At 45.2% G+C, this 17,413-nt stretch carries 12 protein-coding genes and 2 tRNA genes; 6 read left to right on the top strand and 8 right to left on the bottom strand.

From position 1 onward, the window contains the following. Nucleotides 1-526 precede the first annotated feature (526 nt). On the bottom strand, nucleotides 527-1,813 hold the full coding sequence (locus IEV97_RS04070; protein WP_229733785.1) for a site-2 protease family protein: 1,287 nt from the start codon (nucleotides 1,811-1,813) through the stop codon (nucleotides 527-529). Continuing rightward, nucleotides 1,800-2,432 carry an HAD family hydrolase gene (locus IEV97_RS04065; RefSeq protein WP_188500201.1) on the bottom strand — a complete coding sequence of 211 codons (633 nt, stop codon included), beginning with the start codon at nucleotides 2,430-2,432 and terminating at the stop codon, nucleotides 1,800-1,802. The genes IEV97_RS04070 and IEV97_RS04065 overlap by 14 nt, the downstream gene beginning before the upstream one ends. 90 nt (nucleotides 2,433-2,522) lie before the next feature. Between IEV97_RS04065 and IEV97_RS04060 the strand changes: the two genes are divergently transcribed. The 4 genes from IEV97_RS04060 (at nucleotide 2,523) to IEV97_RS04045 (ending at nucleotide 4,169) form a co-directional block, all read left to right on the top strand. Continuing rightward, a tRNA-Ile gene (locus IEV97_RS04060) sits at nucleotides 2,523-2,596 on the top strand. A gap of 279 nt (nucleotides 2,597-2,875) precedes the next feature. Then, on the top strand, nucleotides 2,876-3,397 hold the full coding sequence (locus IEV97_RS04055; RefSeq protein ID WP_188500200.1) for a MarR family transcriptional regulator: 522 nt from the start codon (nucleotides 2,876-2,878) through the stop codon (nucleotides 3,395-3,397). After that, nucleotides 3,387-4,067: a nucleotidyl transferase AbiEii/AbiGii toxin family protein gene (locus tag IEV97_RS04050; RefSeq protein ID WP_188500199.1), complete on the top strand. Its 681-nt coding sequence runs from the start codon at nucleotides 3,387-3,389 to the stop codon at nucleotides 4,065-4,067. Before IEV97_RS04055 ends, IEV97_RS04050 begins: the two co-directional genes overlap by 11 nt. Before the next feature lie 28 nt (nucleotides 4,068-4,095). Further along, nucleotides 4,096-4,169 (top strand) — tRNA-Ile (locus tag IEV97_RS04045). 96 nt (nucleotides 4,170-4,265) lie between these two features. On the opposite strand, the gene IEV97_RS04040 is transcribed toward IEV97_RS04045, so the two are convergent. The 3 genes from IEV97_RS04040 to IEV97_RS04030 are packed head-to-tail and all read right to left on the bottom strand — an operon-like array spanning nucleotide 4,266 to nucleotide 6,824. Continuing rightward, entirely contained in the window at nucleotides 4,266-5,165 is a 900-nt protein-coding gene (locus IEV97_RS04040) for a hypothetical protein (protein ID WP_188500198.1), read from the bottom strand. Next, nucleotides 5,155-6,408 (bottom strand): hypothetical protein, encoded by a 1,254-nt coding sequence (locus IEV97_RS04035; RefSeq protein ID WP_188500197.1) that lies wholly within the window; start codon nucleotides 6,406-6,408, stop codon nucleotides 5,155-5,157. The genes IEV97_RS04040 and IEV97_RS04035 overlap by 11 nt, the downstream gene beginning before the upstream one ends. A 2-nt stretch (nucleotides 6,409-6,410) precedes the next feature. Then, entirely contained in the window at nucleotides 6,411-6,824 is a 414-nt protein-coding gene (locus tag IEV97_RS04030; RefSeq protein WP_076422581.1) for a hypothetical protein, read from the bottom strand. A gap of 523 nt (nucleotides 6,825-7,347) precedes the next feature. On the opposite strand from IEV97_RS04030, the gene IEV97_RS20165 reads away from it, so the two are divergent. After that, nucleotides 7,348-9,432, top strand: a complete 2,085-nt coding sequence (locus IEV97_RS20165; protein ID WP_188500196.1) for an McrB family protein — start codon at nucleotides 7,348-7,350, stop codon at nucleotides 9,430-9,432. Further along, nucleotides 9,425-10,783 carry an McrC family protein gene (locus IEV97_RS04020; RefSeq protein WP_188500195.1) on the top strand — a complete coding sequence of 453 codons (1,359 nt, stop codon included), beginning with the start codon at nucleotides 9,425-9,427 and terminating at the stop codon, nucleotides 10,781-10,783. Before IEV97_RS20165 ends, IEV97_RS04020 begins: the two co-directional genes overlap by 8 nt. Before the next feature lie 228 nt (nucleotides 10,784-11,011). Here IEV97_RS04020 and IEV97_RS04015 read toward each other — a convergent pair whose 3' ends face one another. The 3 genes from IEV97_RS04015 to IEV97_RS04005 form a co-directional block, all read right to left on the bottom strand. Then, the gene (locus tag IEV97_RS04015) at nucleotides 11,012-11,233 is read right to left on the bottom strand and encodes a hypothetical protein (protein ID WP_188500194.1); all 222 of its coding nucleotides are present in this window, start codon (nucleotides 11,231-11,233) and stop codon (nucleotides 11,012-11,014) included. A 427-nt stretch (nucleotides 11,234-11,660) separates the two neighbouring features. Beyond that, complete coding sequence (locus IEV97_RS04010) at nucleotides 11,661-12,236, bottom strand: DUF4468 domain-containing protein (protein ID WP_188500193.1); 576 nt, start codon at nucleotides 12,234-12,236, stop codon at nucleotides 11,661-11,663. 256 nt (nucleotides 12,237-12,492) lie between these two features. After that, nucleotides 12,493-17,343 carry a RecQ family ATP-dependent DNA helicase gene (locus IEV97_RS04005; RefSeq protein ID WP_229733801.1) on the bottom strand — a complete coding sequence of 1,617 codons (4,851 nt, stop codon included), beginning with the start codon at nucleotides 17,341-17,343 and terminating at the stop codon, nucleotides 12,493-12,495. Nucleotides 17,344-17,413: the final 70 nt, after the last annotated feature.

The following is a 17,413-nucleotide window of genomic DNA, read 5'->3' as shown; positions in this document are numbered from 1 at the left end:
AGTAAGCAAAAAAATCAAGACGATTTTAAACTCGCTGACCGCTCAAACAAAAAATCGTCAGTTGTACATCTGGCTAAGGTGGTCTGTTTCATGGCTTTCGGGGCAAGTTAGTCTTGCTATACCTGCCAGTGGTCTGTGACGATAATGACAGCGCTTATACCTATCTATTGGTAGAAACATACTCCCCTCCTTGGGCAAGGAGGGGTAGGGGTGGTTGGACCCGGTACAGCAAAAGAACTGCTGCAGCTGCGAAGCCTATACCCTGACATGGTTAAAGGCTGAAATTTCCTTCTAGGTGTAGGGGTCCTCTATGAAAGAGGGGGCAGGTTATAGCAACTGCCTTAACCCTCTGCAACCAAGATCCTTCCAGGATGACAGACCGGAAAGCAGTTTCAGAAAGTCCCCCTCCGAAGTCGAAGATCCCGGACTTGTTTCGGGAGGGGCAGGGGGATGTTAATCGTGCACAAGCTCCCCCTCCTGTTTTGGGGGTAGGGGCCCTCTTTAAAAGGAGGGGGCAGAGGGGAGGTTACTCAATCACAAACGGCGTTGGGCTAAAGCACAGCAGGAAAATCACAAATGCCAGTATCCCCAGCACTTTCCGCCCTGGCGTAAGTGGTGCTTCGTTCGGACAAGAAGGGTGGAAGATGCCCATTAGCCGCGAGAGTAGCAGACCGAACACCAGCCAGCCGCTGTAGCCGTCGGCGTCAGGGTATAGCCAGGCAATCGCTACTTGCGCCGTCAACACGATCAGCACCAGGTATAGGGTATAGCGCAGCTTAGGCGTCGCGGGCTCCAGCACAAAGAACAGGTAGAGCACATACACCGGCCATGCCCAGATGTAAGCCGCGAGCACTGGAAAGGTCTCGGCCAGGCTGTATTGCGCCAGCAGCATCCCCAGTGCGGCCATCAGCCCACGGCGGTTATCATGCAGAATGCCCCGGAAGGCAAAGAACACAAAGGGAGCCAGTACCACCAGCAGACTGTCGTCCCAGAGAGGCTCGCGGTGCGGCGAGATCATGCCCATACCGGCATACAGGATAAAGAGCGCGAAGAAGATCGGCGAGAGCTGGTTGAAGCGCTTATACCCGGTCAGGCCGTAGAGCACGTGGCCGCCGTCCAACTGCCCGATGGGCAGCAGGTTGAGCGCCGTAAAGAACAAAGCCAGGTAGCCCGCAAAGAGCAGCGGGTAGTGGATCACTTCATAGGCATTGGGCACCAGCGCCGGGTCTGCGACATATCGCTCGAAAAACAGGAAGAGCAGGTTCTTGCCGAGCGAAAAATTGCCTTCGCCCTGGTAGACGTACCGGGCGTAGTCTTGTCCGAACTGCTGGTACTCCGGGTGAATGGTGAAGATATAATCCGGGTCGGGCAGGTGTGTGAACCCGTACCACAGCAGTGGTATAGCCACCACAAAACCGGCCAGCGGACCGGCAATGCCGATGTCGAAGAACTGCTGCCTCGAGAAGATGCGGCTCCGGATCCGGATGAAAGCGCCCATGGTGCCGATGGTGGACGTGATGCCGAACCACAGCGGGATATAATAAGGTAATGATACGTCGGCCCGGTAGCGCTTCGCGGTAAAGTAGTGCCCGAACTCATGCACCGTGAGCACACCCAGAAAAGGGATAGAGAAGTAGAGCCCGGCTGCCAGTTCGGCCCAGGTAAAGGAACCTGTCCACGAAAAGCCCTCCGGTCCCCAGAAGAACAGCTTGCCGAAGCGCCACTCGGTTCCGGCAATGGTGGTCGTGATCAGGGTGAGGACAAAGAGCAACAGGTGCAGGCTATACCTGTCTTGCTGCTTAGGAAACCGCATCCCTGAATACCTGGTTGATGGTGAGCGGCGGCTCCAGGAAGAGCGTCTGCAGGCCCACTTTTCGGGCGCTCTCGATGTGCTGAATGCTGTCGTCGATAAAGAGCGTTTCTTCGCGCTGCAGGTCGTTCTGCTCCAGTATCTGCTCAAACACGATGGCGTCGGGCTTGCGCTGCCCGATCAGATGCGAGTAGTAGGCCTGCTCAAACAGCGAGTCGAGGCTCGGCATAGTAAAGCTGTGTTCTACCATCTCGTTGAAGCGCTTCATGTGGATGGCGTTGGTATTGCTGAGCAGGAAAATGCGGTATTTATTGCCCAATTCGCGCAGCAACTCAATTCTTTCGGCCGGAATATCGAGTAGCATGGCGTTCCAGGCCTCGTCGATCTGCTCGTCGGTGGCGTCGAGGTGGTAGGCTTCGCGCAGGTGCTGGCGAAACTCTTCGGGGCTGCTGTTGCCGGTCTCGAAGAGGTCAAACAGGTGAGACTGTGCGCGTTGGCTGTATTCGATGGTATGGCCCGCGGTGCAGTACTTCTCCAGCTCGCGTATGCTTTTAAAGTAATCTATGTTGATGATGACCCCGCCGAGGTCGAAGATGATGTTTTTAACGCTAGTCAGGTCCACGAAATTTTTTGGTCTGGTATTTGAAATTGTCCCTACAAATATGTAGAATTGCACTCCCAAATCAAAGGAAGCACCTTCTTTTAAGGGAACGGGCCTATAGCTCATTCGGTTAGAGCAACTGACTCATAATCAGTAGGTGGCTGGTTCGATTCCAGCTGGGCCCACAGAAAATCAAGCACTTATCTCGGAGAGAGGTAGGTGCTTTTTTTTGGCCATTCTTCGTCCTTTATAGGAATAGGTACTGGTTGATATCTGAACAACTGCAATGCTTGATTAACCCTATCTCATCGCAGCGGTCCTTTGTTCTAATTCTCTGATAAATCGGAGACTGTCTCCTAGTCCCCTCAAGGAGAAAATCCGCTAGAATGAGACGTTAATAAGTGAGTTTTTTTCTTCTGGATTAATTCGTAATTTGTGATTCGCGAATCACAAATTATAACGGAATGAAGAAACATGGCGGCATGCGACCGCAAGATATTGCCATACTGCTGGCTATAATAGCAAAAGGAGAAGAGCCCTGGATGATGAAAGACATTGCAGTTGAGCTAGGTATTAGCGCATCAGAGGTTTCTGAATCACTTAACAGGTCTTATGTAGCTGGTCTAATCGACAAGCCGAAGCGAAAAGTGATGCGGCAGGCACTACTCGAGTTTTTAATCCACGGGCTGCGCTATGTGTTTCCACAAGAGCCGGGTGCCATCGTTAGAGGAGTGCCTACCGCCATCAGTACAGCACCTTTAGATAAACTCATCATGAGCAATGAAAAACTCGTCTGGCCATATGCAAAGGGAACTGTAAGAGGACAATCAATAGAGCCGCTTTATCCTTCTGTAGTAGAGGCATGTGTTAAAAATTCCGAACTGCATGAGCTTTTGGCATTGGTTGATGCCCTTCGTGTTGGAAAAGTGCGGGAACGTGAACTGGCTAAGGTTGAACTGGAAAAGCGAATTCTTAATGGACGGTAAGGAGATAAATATAGAAGTTATCAGTAAAGTGGCTGTTGGTCTGCAAGACCTTCGGCAAAGAATGGTGTTTGTAGGAGGGGCTACTCTTAGCCTATATGCCGATGACCCAGCAGCCGATACTGTGAGACCGACTAGCGACATAGACCTTAGTGTGTCCTTAGCGGGTTACGGGGAATGGAGCGTACTGCAGGAACGACTGCAGGAATTAAAATTCTATCCTGATCCTGCAAGCAATGTAATCTGTCGTTTCACTTATGAGGGCATTACAGTTGATGTGATGCCGGATAATCCTAAAATACTTGGATTTTCTAATCCCTGGTACCAGCCGGGGCTGGAAGAGTCTGTAGAAGTGCAGTTAACAGATGGTGTGACAATACATATACTGCCAGTTTATTATTTTTTGGCAACAAAATTCTCTGCCTTTCATAGTCGGGGTGGTGACCATCGGAGTAGTCATGATTTTGAGGATATTGTATATGTCACGGACAATAGATTGAATCTGCTGGAAGAAATTGCTGGATCACCGGATGCGGTTAAGGTATATCTGCAGCAAGAATACAGAAAGATTTGGGAAAGCCGCTACCGAGAAGAGATTTTAGGATGCCATTTATCTGAAGTTAACAGACTACCGCTGCTCGAAGAAAAGATTGAGCAAATAATTAGGCTGTGAATAGACGACAGGTGCCATTTAAGGGAACGGGCCTATAGCTCATTCGATTAGAGCAACTGACTCATAACCAGTAGGTGCCTGGTTCGATTCCAGCTGGGGCCACAGAAAAAAAGCCCTTATCATGCAAAGAGATAAGGGCTTTTTTTGTTCTAAAGCAGGTTTTGTCCTGATTTACTCTATTAGAAACTGCTGTTTTTTTTAGCTTCTAAAGAAATTTTCAATCCTTCTTTCCGTATTCGAAGGTAAGTCTGTGGTATGGAGCACCGGGTCTTCAATATTCATGTCCCGGAACCACTGGTTGAGATATGCTTTGATAATATCCTCTTCATTCTTGTGAGAATCAGATGCGTTAATTTCCAACACCATGACTTCCAGGTTTTCGATTGTTTGGTTGGTGCTCAGTAAGCCATAGCTTTCCTTTTTCATTTTCTCTCGCCAATCACCGCCTTTTCTAAAACCTTCATCCTGCAGAAACTTCGGTGTGATGTAAGAGGTTTTGTTTTGCTGACGGTCTTTTGACTGCTCATGATATAGGTAGCCGTCCGTCACAATAACCAAAATATTGCGGTATTCAGGATTAGACTCTATGCAAAGATCTTTTACATCATTTTTAAAGAAGCGCCAGACATCAGAGCCTACCCAGTTTTTACTGTTGATGGTCTGGGTATAGATTTCTCTCAGGCCCTCCTCAAAATTAGTGGTGATGTTATCGTAAACCTCTTTCTTCTGTTTGCTGTCCATCTTAGACAGGTCAACCGACAGCTTTTTAGCGAGGTTATTGATATTCGGGTCGTCCGGGGCGGGCTTGAAAAGCACTCTTATTTTGTCCTTCGACTGGAAAGAGCCCTTTGCTTTCATGTTATTTCTGAATACCTCCGTCAGTTTACCTACAATCTGGATATCACGCTCAGCCTGCGTGGGCTGCATGGGTTGAATAACTCTGTCTGACAAGTCCAGTACAATGCTGATGTTTAGCATCTGGGGTTTAACTTCTGTAGCCTGTGGCTTTACAGATGCCTTCTCAATATTGGCTTCTTCAGAACCACCGCAGCTGAATAGGGCGAAGGCAAGAAACAGGGATAGGAACTTATTTTTCATTGTCTTGGGCGAGGGCCTCCATGGGTTTAACATTCATTTGTATAAATTCTACTACCAGATTGTGCGCGTTCTGGCGTGCTGCTTCGTCGCGGCTGTTGAAATTGAGAAACTCCAGCCAGCCATCCAGGAAGCGCATGAGGGAGTGCTCCAACTCTTTTGGTTTAATGATATCCGAATGGTCAAGGATGGTCTTGAGCTTCTCTATCTCGGTGTTGTTGCTGCCGATAATGTTGTTCAGTTTATCTGTTTCTTCATCAAGCTTATGCAGTTGCTCTTCTTTCTTTGCGATTTCCTCCTTTTTTGCCTTTACAATTACACTTAGCTGATCTAATTTGCCGTACGCCTCCATCACAAAGTCAAACACTAAACCCCAAACCAAATACACCACAAATCCTGCAAAGATGATGAGCCAAAAGTTGACCGACTGAAATGCCATGGCTACAGTGTATGGCGGGATGTCGTCAAAGCTGTTTTCTGCTTTTATGCCATAGATCTTTTCTGTGATCTCATAGGCCAGGATAGCGTCAAAAATGAAAGTAACAGCTATTAGCATGACAATTTTAGGATATTTGCCCCAGCCCTTTACTTCCTGAAATTTGTGAATCAGGTAGCCGAGGCCCAGGAACACAAAAGGAATAGTAAGTATGAGCACCAATTCTGTAAATCCGTCTTTGTAAGCCTTTGAGAGGGCTTGTGCATCAAAGATGGAGTTAGCAACTCCCAACTCACCTACTGTAAATTCTTTGAAGAAAGCGGAGAACGAAGCTGAACTATAGAAGATAAACAGGTATACTGTCAGAAAAGTGAGGATGATGGTACCTATCACAAAACCAGCCTTGCCAACTTTGTCGCCGATGAAATCCTGCGGGTTCCTTTTCATTTCCCGGATTTCTTCCTGCAAGGCCTCAATTTTCTCCTCAATCTTCGGGACCTCTACATGCTTGATTTTCTCGAGGCGGTTGTGGTATACCTCATTCTTCATCATGTATTCCCTAAGCTTCACCCGAAAAGGCTGCTTCGCCTTTTCCTGCTCTATCTCGTCCTGGCGCAGAATCTCCTTATGGTTATGGTAAATTTTGCCAATGCAGGTTTTTAGCCCTGTCTCGGAAGCGCCGTGATTCTGTGCTTTTGCTTTGCCTTCGTCGTACCAGTCGATCATTACAAAATCCTGGTAAGATGGGGTGCGCTCCAGTACTTCGGCTGGTGCTGCACTATCGAATATGCCTTTGAATAGTTTGACCATGACTATAGCGTTTGTTTTACCTGCTCAATTATTTCCCTCTTGTCTGTTCCGTTCATGGCTTCCTCGATCAGGAACTGCATGATGGCGGGAACGTTGCGCTCGTCGAATCCGAACTTCAGGCAGAATTTCTTTAATGTAAGATGTTCATGTTCGTCTACTTTACCGTCGGCTAATATCATGGTCACATAGTCGTAGAGATATTCAATTTTAGTAACGGTATCCTGTGGAATGGTGAATTTCGTGCTGTCGGGTTGCAGAATGATCTGCTCGATTTCTTCTTTTTGGATACCCCTTTCCTGCCCAAGCTTAAAAAGCATTTCAAGCTCCTGTGTGTCGATTTGGGTATCGGAGAGGGCAAGGAAATAGAGATTAAGGAAATGTGTTTTAAGCTCGTGATCCAGTACAGTTGTTTGCATAAAATGTGAATTTAAGGGTTATAAAGTGAGATTATAGATGCACCAGTTGTGCGGGTCTTACAAAAAGGATATTCATCGGACATAGCTATCCGCTGTCTATAGACTTAAAGGAAATTCAATAGTCTTATTTTGTACTAGGTAATTTGTGGGGCGCTTTCTTTATCAACTCTGAAGCAGAGTAGCTAAAGAAGGAATGGCAAATTTGCCTTTATGTTCGAATGTAGATTTGATGTCTAGTACTAATTTAATTAAAATATATTAATTAAAAATTATATTGTTAAATTTTATATATCAACCAGACATATTATACTGAATATTTAATATTCAAGTTTTTCTTTTTTAATTTCAAATGATGCATTCTGTTAAATCGAACAGAAATTGAAACAAGCACCGAAGCTTTCATATACCTTTAGCATAACGACCTTTATGTTATACCTCTACCAGTGAATGTGACTACTTATTTGCATTGCTCTTGTATTTTATATGGAATATTATATATTTATGAAGAAATAGAATATATCACATGGATAAATGGCAGGACCTGAAAAAGGCAATAACCAAAATAAACGATCCGGAAGCAGTCAACAAATTTTTTGATACGGCAAAGCATGTATTGACCGAGTTAGACTTGACCAATGAAGATGAGTTGGTCTATGCATCTGCGATCAATAATATTCAATTAACTGTGGGAGGGAAGTATGTCACGAACATCAAAAGAAAGAATGGCTCTGTTGTGTTAGGGTTTTATATCCCTACTAAGTTTCTTAATGGACTTGCTCAGAAGTATCCAAATTTGAAGCATGAAGCATATAGTATTAGTAATTCACAGGATTTCATCTGGGTGGATGTTAAGGCAGACCAAGCCGAGATCGGTGACTTTTTAGAGCCTGTTTTAGAGTTGGCCAGGTTGAACAAGAAGGGGCAGAAGTCACCACATCGCTCGCAGTTTTCAAAACAGCACAATGAGTGTATTATTGAGGCGGCCTTGAATCCTGCTGTAAGAAGTAATCTTTTTAGTGCATCGAAATATTATTTGGTAGGAGCCTATTGGGAAGGAGTTTCACCCGATAATCAGACGGACAGGTTTGTTAGAAATGGGATCTGGGAGAATGGCTATGATGACAAATTCCTAAAAGAAGTGAGCGAGGTGCCTGTTGGCAGTCAAATTGCCATAAAAGCGGTCTTCACCAAAGAGAAAACGAGATCTGTCATGGCTATTAGGGCAAGAGGGATAGTGACAGGCAATCCGAAGGATGGGAGAAGACTAGATGTCCAGTGGGAGTCCGGTTTCAAGCCATTCGAAGTGGACTTCCCAGGTGGCTATTGGGCCACCATTAAGGAAGTAACCAACCAAGAACACATCAATACCATTTGGAGTAATACACCTCAAGAACCTATCGCTATGAACCTTCCGCTTAATACCATCTTCTACGGCCCTCCCGGCACAGGGAAGACCTATACCACATTACTGCGAGCTGCACAGATAATTGAGAACAGAGAGGTGGAAGACTACCAGGAAGCGCAAAGGATTTTTAATGAGAACCTGGGTGACAGAATTGAGTTTATCACCTTCCACCAAAATTACAGCTACGAGGATTTTATCCAAGGCCTGAGGCCGGATACAGATAACGGTGCGGAGTTGTCTTTCAAAAAAGTGGACGGCGTGTTCAAACGCATCGCGGACAGGGCATTGAATAATTTGAGGCTATCTGAGAAAGCACCTGAGGAAGTTTCAAGAGAACTGCAATTTGAGGAAGCCCTTGATAAATTTATTGAGGAGTTACAGGAAAGTGAGGGGAAATATAAAATTACAGAAGCTGCATACATTTTTGAAGTAGAAGAGGATGCCTTCCGATACAAAGGGGATAGGTGGAACCATGTCAATGGTTTGCGGATGAAGTTTAGTGATCTGCGTGAGCTATACATACATGGTATATCGAGTAGACAAGAAGCTAAAAACTTAAAGACTATATCACGTTCAGGTTATCATGATATAACGTATTATTTTCTGGTCTATCAACAAATATTAAAATTCATTCCTCAATATGTTGAAGCACCAGCCAAAGTAAAGCGACAAAACTACGTCATCATCATTGATGAGATTAACCGCGCCAATATCTCCAGGGTGTTTGGTGAGTTGATTACCCTGATAGAGCCTGACAAACGATCCCATGGAGCTATACCGCTCCGGTGTACCCTTCCCTCTGGAGAAGAGTTTGTTGTTCCTTCCAATCTCTACATCATCGGTACCATGAACACGGCAGACAAGTCCATCGCGCTGCTGGATATTGCCTTGCGCAGGCGATTTGAGTTTGAAGCCATGTATCCGAAGTATCAGCTGGATGGGCAACAGGTATACGACACGGAGGTGCTGGAGAAGATCAATAAGAAGATAGTAGAGTTGAAGGGGCACGACTTTCAGATTGGCCATGCTTACTTCATGGGAGAGAACCACAACCTGGTGGAGCGGATGAACAAGAAAGTGATCCCGCTGCTACTGGAGTACTTCCTGAATGATGAAAAGGAGGTAAGCGGCATATTGTCGCATGCCGGCCTTGAAGCAGAGGATAACGCCTGGCCACTCAAAATAAAGGGAAAGCGTGATTGATCTGTTCGAATACCAGAATAAGGTAACCCTACCCAGTTCATTAGATGGGCTGGAGGAGTTCCTGGATGGGGTATGGAAGAACAGGGAGAAGACAGACTTCTATCTGAATGGGCAGGCGGATAAAATAGAAGTGCAGCAGTTTGTGCAGTTTCTGCACAAGACCAAAGAAGTAAAGTCGAACAAATATGTAGGCGTCATATACTTTGAAGGGCAGCGCATCAACCTGCTTCCAAAGATCTTTTACAAGCCAGGTGCTGAGAGCTCCCCTGAGGAAATCCAGGCGATGCAGTGTCATATCCTGTGGTGGCTGAGCTACTGCCGGAAGATCAAATTCCCTAATTACCAGACAGCACTTGGTAACTTGAAAAGTGACTTCTTTGAAGTGCTGATTTACCTGTTCTCTAAGTATACCCGTGAACTGCTGACCAGCTCCATTTACCAGCAATATGAAGAAATTAGCCATGAATTACCTTTTATCAAAGGGCGGCTGAATACCAGTACTTACATCCATGAGAATATCTCCAGGGGAAGGTGGCATAAGCTGAACTGCACCTATGACGCCTTCGTGCTGGACAACAAGTTTAACCGGATCATCAAGTATGTGGCGAGCTTGCTGTTCCGGAATACGACCAGCTCCGAGAATAAAAAGTATCTGCGGGAGATCCTGTTTATATTGGACGAGGTGACGGATGTGCAGGCAACAGCCGAGGAGTGTGCCAGCATACAGTTTAACCCCATGTTTGGGGAGTTCGAGGCAGTGCGGGATTACTGTTACTTATTCTTAAGCAACTGCATATCCTTTAACTATAAGCAGGACCTGAAGCTTTTTGCTTTCCTGCTTCCGATGGAGTATGTTTTTGAAGACTTCGTCTTCGGTTTCATCGAGAAAGAAGTCAAGGACGTGCAGGCAAAGGCGCAGGTTAGCTCCACTTATCTGGATAAGGAGGAAGCTTTTGCGCTTCGGCCGGACTTACTCTTGAAGATAGGGGGGAAGAGCGTTATAGCGGACACGAAATATAAAATCGTTTATTCTGATGAAAAAGACCCTAAGAAGGGAATCGCCCAAGGGGATCTTTATCAGATGTTTGCCTATGCCGTGCGCTTCAATACAGATGAGATTGTGCTGTTCTATCCTAACACCATACAAGGTTACCAGGAACGGGTGAGTGAGGTGCTTATTGAAGATAAGCTGGCAGGAGGAAAGCAGGTAAAGATAAGGGCTTTTCAACTTCCGATTATAAATGAGAGCCTGATAAATGAAGGCTACAATGACAACATAAATTTAACTAGTTTATTTACTTTAACTAGGCTTAAGCTAGTCAACAGAATCATAAAAGCATTAGGTCTATAAGTTTTCTTCCAATTAAGTAAGAGATGATATTATGTGAAATAGTCAGGATGTAAGTTGATATTTAAGGCGTATGAGCAAAATTTTCACTGACGTCCCTAACTTAACTATTCTCATTGGCAACCCCTCCACACTTTAGTGTGGAGGGGTTGCCAATGAGAATAGCTTCATAAGCTTACTGCAAGCGAAGTTTGCAACAGTGTCAGCTCATGTAGTGGCTATTACAATTTTTTAGACTTCACTAAGCTCTGGTGCTGGATTTAAAGTTGGTAGGGTCAGTAATAACCAAGTTTTGATTTTTGTAGGCATTAAATCAATGTTCCTATAAAGGAAGCTAGTTATATCTTTTGGATTGACTGAAAACACATTTTCTCTATTTTTCCCGTAGACTTGGCCTTTCGTTGTAAATAAGTACACGTTTCCGTCAATATTAGCATAGTTGTCTCTATTCAAGCTATCGTAACCGTTTTTCACCTGTACCACTTTGAGAACATTGAAGCAGCTCTGGATAGCTTTAGGCTGGTGGCGTTGAAGTTAGAGGAGGAGTAGTTGAACTGTAGCTAATAAAAGAGCAGTCTTCTTATATTAGAGGCTGCTTTTTTATTTGTTTTAGTTCTTGAGGATATGTATTGGAAAGCTATCTCAAAATATTATGAATACTTAATTTATTTTATTTGGTAAACGATCAACATTAAATATCAATAATGAATACAAAGTACATGGCAATAGAATTAGTAAATTCTTGAAGGAAGAATATGAAGAAGTTATCTTACCGTATGGGATAATGCTGATGTGTTAATTGTAACGCAGCCGCTGTTGTAGGTGATTATAGTATTGCACAGCAAGCTTAAAATAATTGAGCTGAGATATTAGCCTACTTCTACCAATTAGATGCATTTGACTCTTGAGCCATTTTCTTCTTAAGACTTGCTATCATTAGATTTGCTTCTTTATCCACCTCCTTTTTTAATTTAAGGTAAGCATCATTCGCTTTCTCTTTGCTTAATCCAATCATTTGGGCCTTTAAATCATTTGAAGTAGTTATTGGACCTCTATATACTTGTTGAGTGCCTCCAGCCTCAAAATTGCTTATCTCATACTTATACTTTCCATCTTTTACCCATACATTCATAGTAAAGCTTACATCCGCATGATAAGGCCTATCTCCCAAAGATCTGTATGAAGTTTTAATAGACATTATTCCTTTCCCGGCTAGCTCTCCAGTTTCCTTGTCCTCAATCTGCAAAACATTTCTAGATGATTTAAAATTTTCATTAAACCATTCACGACCACGGATAAAAAGCTTATCCTTATCAACTATAGGTATCTCGATCACTTCGGAATAAGTTAAAGCTTCAGATTTAATTTCAACTTTATCTAATATGGGTTGAGACTGCATTGATAATAAGGAAGTAGAAATTGACATTGATACCAGAAAAGCATAAAATAGATTCATAATTTCAACTTTTGATTCTTTACAATTTTACTTTCTTGTTAATTAATTATAGTATTATACGAATATATCAATACTATAAAAACCGTAAGATTGTTTCACCAAGTAATAGATTTTCTCAAAACATCAATTGATTGGTTATTAGCATTATTTAAATTGTATATTTTGGCGAACTAAATGGTCATTACACTTAATCGGGCCTTAAAGAGAGCATGTATCAAATTGCCTATTTAACAAAGTATCTTCACTCTATACCACATTAAGTATAACTAGAGTAAGCTACTCCAATATTGGGTAATGAATTTTCTGGCTCCGCAAGTGTCCTCTGCAAATACAATCTCGGCAGAACCACCCGATATTCTTTCCCATCATCTTCACAATACCATACTACAACATGCGCTATTTCGGCGCTTTGCAGGGTATAGCCTTGCGCGAATAATTTCGCGAGCTCTTGCTTAAACTTCTGAGAGAAGGCTACGACAGGAGCAGTTGAGAACAGCAAACCAGCAGCAGGTTCTTTTGATAACTCCAGAGAGGTACCGGCCTCAAGTTGTTTAACCACTTCTTTAGTGAGAGGCTGCTTATAGAAACCTAGTTTCACATCTTTCATACTCGTTTCCAGTTGCAGCTCTTTCGGAGCTGGGTATAAGGTATGGTCTTCTTCTCTCGTCAGTTGATCAACTTTGATCTGGTCAAAATAAGACTGGTCGGTATGGATATACAGGGATTGCTTGGCCCGGGTGATGGCCACATACACAACACGCTTATTCGACTCTTTCTCCAGCTTGTAATTTTTTAGTAGCAAGAAGACATGGTCAAATTCCTTTCCTTTGGCCTTGTGCATGGTAGATACCAATACCTTATTCGCCTCCGGGTAAATAAAGTCCTCAGCACGTGCCTCCTGTACATAAGCCAGCCAGTCTGACCAAAACTTTCGCTCGCCACTTGTTCGTTCAAATTCAGCTATTACATCTATGCTCAGATTTAAATTAGTTGAACCGGCAAACTCCTGCTCGATCCGGTTACGGCTTTGCTCCCAGTCCTCTTTCGGGATAAAGCCAAGCTCGCTGCTGACTTTATCCCGAATGTACCAACTGAAGCACTTCAGTTCCAGCAGCTGCCGCAATGAGAAGCCATCCTGCGCCATGATCAGGCGGGTATGTATATTCTGTTGAAGCAACAGGTTTTGTACCAGCAAGGCCTCCTCATTGGTGTGTGTCAACACGGCTACGGTACCTGTAAGCTTTCGCTTTACTACATCCTGCACCAAAGGAGTCACCAGGTCAGAAGCAGGCTTGTAACGTGTCAGGCAAATATCACCAAAAGTCTGCTTATAGGCCATCAGGGGCAGCCCGGCTTTTAACCTGTCGGACTTGAATAGCTCAAGGAACTGGTTAGAGAAATTCACCAGGTTAAAGCATGCCCGGTAGTTGGTGCTGAACAGGTATTTGGTTGCCTGCTTATCCCGTACAAAATCACGCATAAAGGACACGGAGGAACCTCTGAACTCATAGATGTTCTGGTCATCGTCTCCTACCACAATCACCCGTACATCATCGGCCAGCTCGATGATCTTGTTCAGGAAATCGTATTCCTGCTGGCTGATGTCCTGGTACTCATCTACCACAATCACGCTCTTGCACTTGAGCCGGTCGCTTGAAACATCGTCATTCGTCAAACCTTCTGTCGCCTGCTTGATTACATTGTCAGACTTCTTCAGATCACCAACCCGGCCCAGCAGCTGAAAGGCAAAACCGTGGTAGGTATAGATGTCAATGTGATAGGCAGATTTTCCGATCAGCTTGTGCAGCCTTTCCTTGAACTCGGTAGCGGCAGGGCGGGAGAAGGTCAGCATCAGGAACTGCTCCGGCTTAATGTCCTCCATCATCAGCAAAGCGGCCACCTTGTGTACCAGCACCCGCGTTTTACCGCTGCCAGGTCCGGCACCAACTAATATGTGGGGGCTCTTGTTGTCTTTGATGACCTGTGTTTGATCGGGAGAGAGCGCCGCAAAAATTTCCCGGTACTTCTTGTCCGTAATAGGCTGCTTCAGCTTTCCCTTTTCATTTCGGAAATGCCGTTGCACAAAAGCTTCATAGCCCAGGCGGAAATAGTCGTCTACAAAGCTAAGGGCTTCGATGTGGTTGCGGAGCTGCTTTTTGGCGTACTCCCCTATGATATGGATCTGCTCTACCTTTTTCTCATAATGCCGCTCCAGCTTGCTGTAGTCTTCAATGGTGTACTGCTTGCGGTTATCTTCTATGAGCCGCTCAATGGTCATGGGGTTATAAAGTACAAAAAGACCGCCCTCGAGTTTGATGGACCCAATGATGTGCAGGTATAGCAGGTCAGCTTCATACTCCGTGAGGGAGGCTTTCGGCAGCATAATGTTATTCCGCTCCACCTGCTTTTTCATTTCCACCATCGAGAACTCGAGGGCAGTATCATCCTGCTTCTGCTTGTTGGCTATCTCGAGCGCGTTCTGTTGGCACAGCCACTGCACGACGTCAGCAGACCGGGTAAGTCGATCCTGAATGGCCTTTTTTATTTCCTGCTTTTCTTTGCGGAAGCCAATGCGGTAAAGAAGGGTATGGGCATCTATCCTTTCTTTCTTGATGTAATGCTTATGCTCCCAGAATTGCAGCAGGTTCCGGATTGCCTCAATGGAGCTGCTATCACAGCCTTTGTCGATCAGCTTTTCATTAATGTCCCGTAGGTGCATCTGGAAGACAGCCGGTGATTCCTCAGACGGAAGTAATACTTCCAATAGCGCTTTCTCCAGTTTCGCATAGCGCTGGTAACACCGCTCCGAGTTCTTCTCGCTTCGGGCAGGGTTTATGAGTGCTGTCAGGTCTCTGGTATCACCAAGCAAACCGAGCTCCTTGAAGTGAAGCAGGATTCTAACTACTGTTTCTTTTTCAATACCCAAATGATCGGAAAGCGCGTCGACCATTGTGTCTTCGCGGGAGATGAGGTACTGAAATATCCTTACAGCCTGTTGCAGTTCATCGTCCGGAAACTTATCCGTATTGGCTTGTATGATTTTATTGGCAGCTTCTACATTGCGCACCAGGATACTTTGCGCAAATATCCGTGGCGAGTTCATTTGGCGCTTGAGGTAACCTACATCTTCCAGCGCGGCTATGGCGGCTTTTACCTGGGTTTCCAGATTCATCATGTCTGTGTCCCAGCCAGCCTGCTTGGCCAGCTCCAAGGCAGATTTCGTGAACTTCAGCCGCTTAAAATCTTTTACAGCTTTCCATATCTGACCAACTTCTTTTTTGGAGAGCTTGGTTTGGTTTAAAAGCGCAAAGTGATCGTTCAGGTCGTTCTCGTCGAAGAGCAAATGGCAGTCAGCTTGCAGATCGGGTTTTCTGCCGGCACGCCCCGCCTCCTGCAGGTAGTTCTCCAATGAGTCGGAAATATCATAGTGCACGACTAGTTTTACGTTTTCCTTATCAACCCCCATCCCGAAAGCGGAGGTCGCCACGATCACATTCGTGTCGCCGGCCATAAAGCTGTCCTGAATTCTGATCTTCAAATCAGACTCCATTCTACCATGAAAAGCCGCAGCCTTTATACCAGATTTTTTAAGCTCCTCTGCAACGAATTCTGCCGTCTTGGTTCGGCTCACATACACAATGGCCGGCTCCGTCAGGTCCTGCAACAGGTCTTTTAATTGCTGTAGCTTGGCTTCCTTTCCTTCAACTTTTGATGCGTTGTAGGTCAGGTTCTTACGGGAAGCGCTTGTCTGATACAGTTTTAGGTCCAGGTTAGCCTGCTCCTTGAAATACTTAACAATATCCTCCACTACTTCAGGCTTAGCCGTAGCGGTAAAGCACGAGACAGGTATAGGATGCTGCAGGTTTTTTGCTTCAGCCAGTTCCTTTAAGAAGCGGCCGATATACAGGTAGTCCACACGGAAGTCTTGGCCCCAGGAAGAAAAGCAGTGCGCCTCGTCGATCACAAAGCGTTCGATCTGTCTGCCTTTGAGGAGCCGGTAAATGGTGTTGGAGCGCAGTGACTCAGGTGATATGTACAGCAGCGTTGCGCCACCCTCCTGAACCGTCTGAATAGCATCGGCACGCTCCAATGGAGAAAGCAGACCATTGATGGCCACAGCCGTGGTGATGTCGAACCGGTTTCGGAGCACATCCACCTGGTCTTTCATAAGAGCCTGCAGGGGAGAGATAACCACTGTTAGCCCGCGGTTTGCCTCACCCTTCATGAGAGCAGGCAATTGGAATGTTAAGGATTTACCACCACCCGTCGGGAAAATAGCCACCAGTGATTCACATCTGAGTCCTGCTTCTACAACCTGCTGCTGCAGAGGAGTTTGCTCACTCTCGGTAAACTTCCGGAACCCATCATATCCAAAGTATTTCCTTAGACCTGCTACCGGCGAAAGATACTTTTCGCAATAGTGGCAGGTAGGCTGTTGACAAGAAGTGCCCCTGAGCTGTTGTAGAACAGTAACAATCTCCGGAAAGCGGTGCAACAGCCAGGGTGGGATAATAGACCCTTGGTCCGGAGCATTGATTAGGGCAAGGGCATAAGCTAAAGGAACCGACTGTTGGTATATAAGCGGAACAAGGCTGGTGTTAGAGCAAATCCTGTTTTCAAAATATGACAGGATCTGTGACTCGAGCTGTTCCTCTTCTGCAGCTGGTTTACCTTCTTCTATCAATTCAAAGAAAGCGGAAAAGGTATCGTGCTTACTGAGTAGTTGGTGAATGATGCTTCTTAACTGCGAAGGTATATTAAAGTAAGCACCGAGACATTCTTCTAAAAGATCAGCCGCAATTTTCGAGTCCTCTACCGGGTTATTGTAATGCTCAATCACCAGCCGGTAGTCTTTTATCAGCCGGTGGTAAGGCCGGTTCGGAAAGAAGAGCGGTGAGAGGTAGAGCGTATCAATGAACTGCTTGCGAAAGAAAGCTGCTGATGCACCTGCATTCTTGAGATAGGGGAGGTCATGCGCCAGAATATTGTGCCCGCAAAGGTATTTAGCCTCTTGCTGAAACTGTTCAAAATCATAGACAGATTGAGAATGAAGCGTACGACCTTTAAACCAAGATCCAATACTTTGAATCCTTGTTTTGGGCTGCATGCTTACTTCCAAGTCAAAAAAGGCAACGTGCTCCATCCGGTAAAGGCCTGGTACTTAATTAATATATTAC

It is taken from the genome of Pontibacter amylolyticus (assembly GCF_014638845.1).
GTDB lineage: Bacteria > Bacteroidota > Bacteroidia > Cytophagales > Hymenobacteraceae > Pontibacter > Pontibacter amylolyticus.
This window is presented reverse-complemented; position numbering and strand designations above follow the sequence as displayed.

Excerpts from the sequence above, each read along its gene's own strand:
- IEV97_RS04070 (WP_229733785.1), bottom strand. The coding sequence starts at position 1,813 with ATGCGGTTTCCTAAGCAGCAAGACAGGTATAGCCTGCACCTGTTGCTC.
- IEV97_RS04055 (WP_188500200.1), top strand. The coding sequence starts at position 2,876 with ATGAAGAAACATGGCGGCATGCGACCGCAAGATATTGCCATACTGCTG.
- IEV97_RS04050 (WP_188500199.1), top strand. The coding sequence starts at position 3,387 with ATGGACGGTAAGGAGATAAATATAGAAGTTATCAGTAAAGTGGCTGTT.
- IEV97_RS04040 (WP_188500198.1), bottom strand. The coding sequence starts at position 5,165 with ATGAAAAATAAGTTCCTATCCCTGTTTCTTGCCTTCGCCCTATTCAGC.
- IEV97_RS04035 (WP_188500197.1), bottom strand. The coding sequence starts at position 6,408 with ATGGTCAAACTATTCAAAGGCATATTCGATAGTGCAGCACCAGCCGAA.
- IEV97_RS04030 (WP_076422581.1), bottom strand. The coding sequence starts at position 6,824 with ATGCAAACAACTGTACTGGATCACGAGCTTAAAACACATTTCCTTAAT.
- IEV97_RS20165 (WP_188500196.1), top strand. The coding sequence starts at position 7,348 with ATGGATAAATGGCAGGACCTGAAAAAGGCAATAACCAAAATAAACGAT.
- IEV97_RS04010 (WP_188500193.1), bottom strand. The coding sequence starts at position 12,236 with ATGAATCTATTTTATGCTTTTCTGGTATCAATGTCAATTTCTACTTCC.
- IEV97_RS04005 (WP_229733801.1), bottom strand. The coding sequence starts at position 17,343 with ATGCAGCCCAAAACAAGGATTCAAAGTATTGGATCTTGGTTTAAAGGT.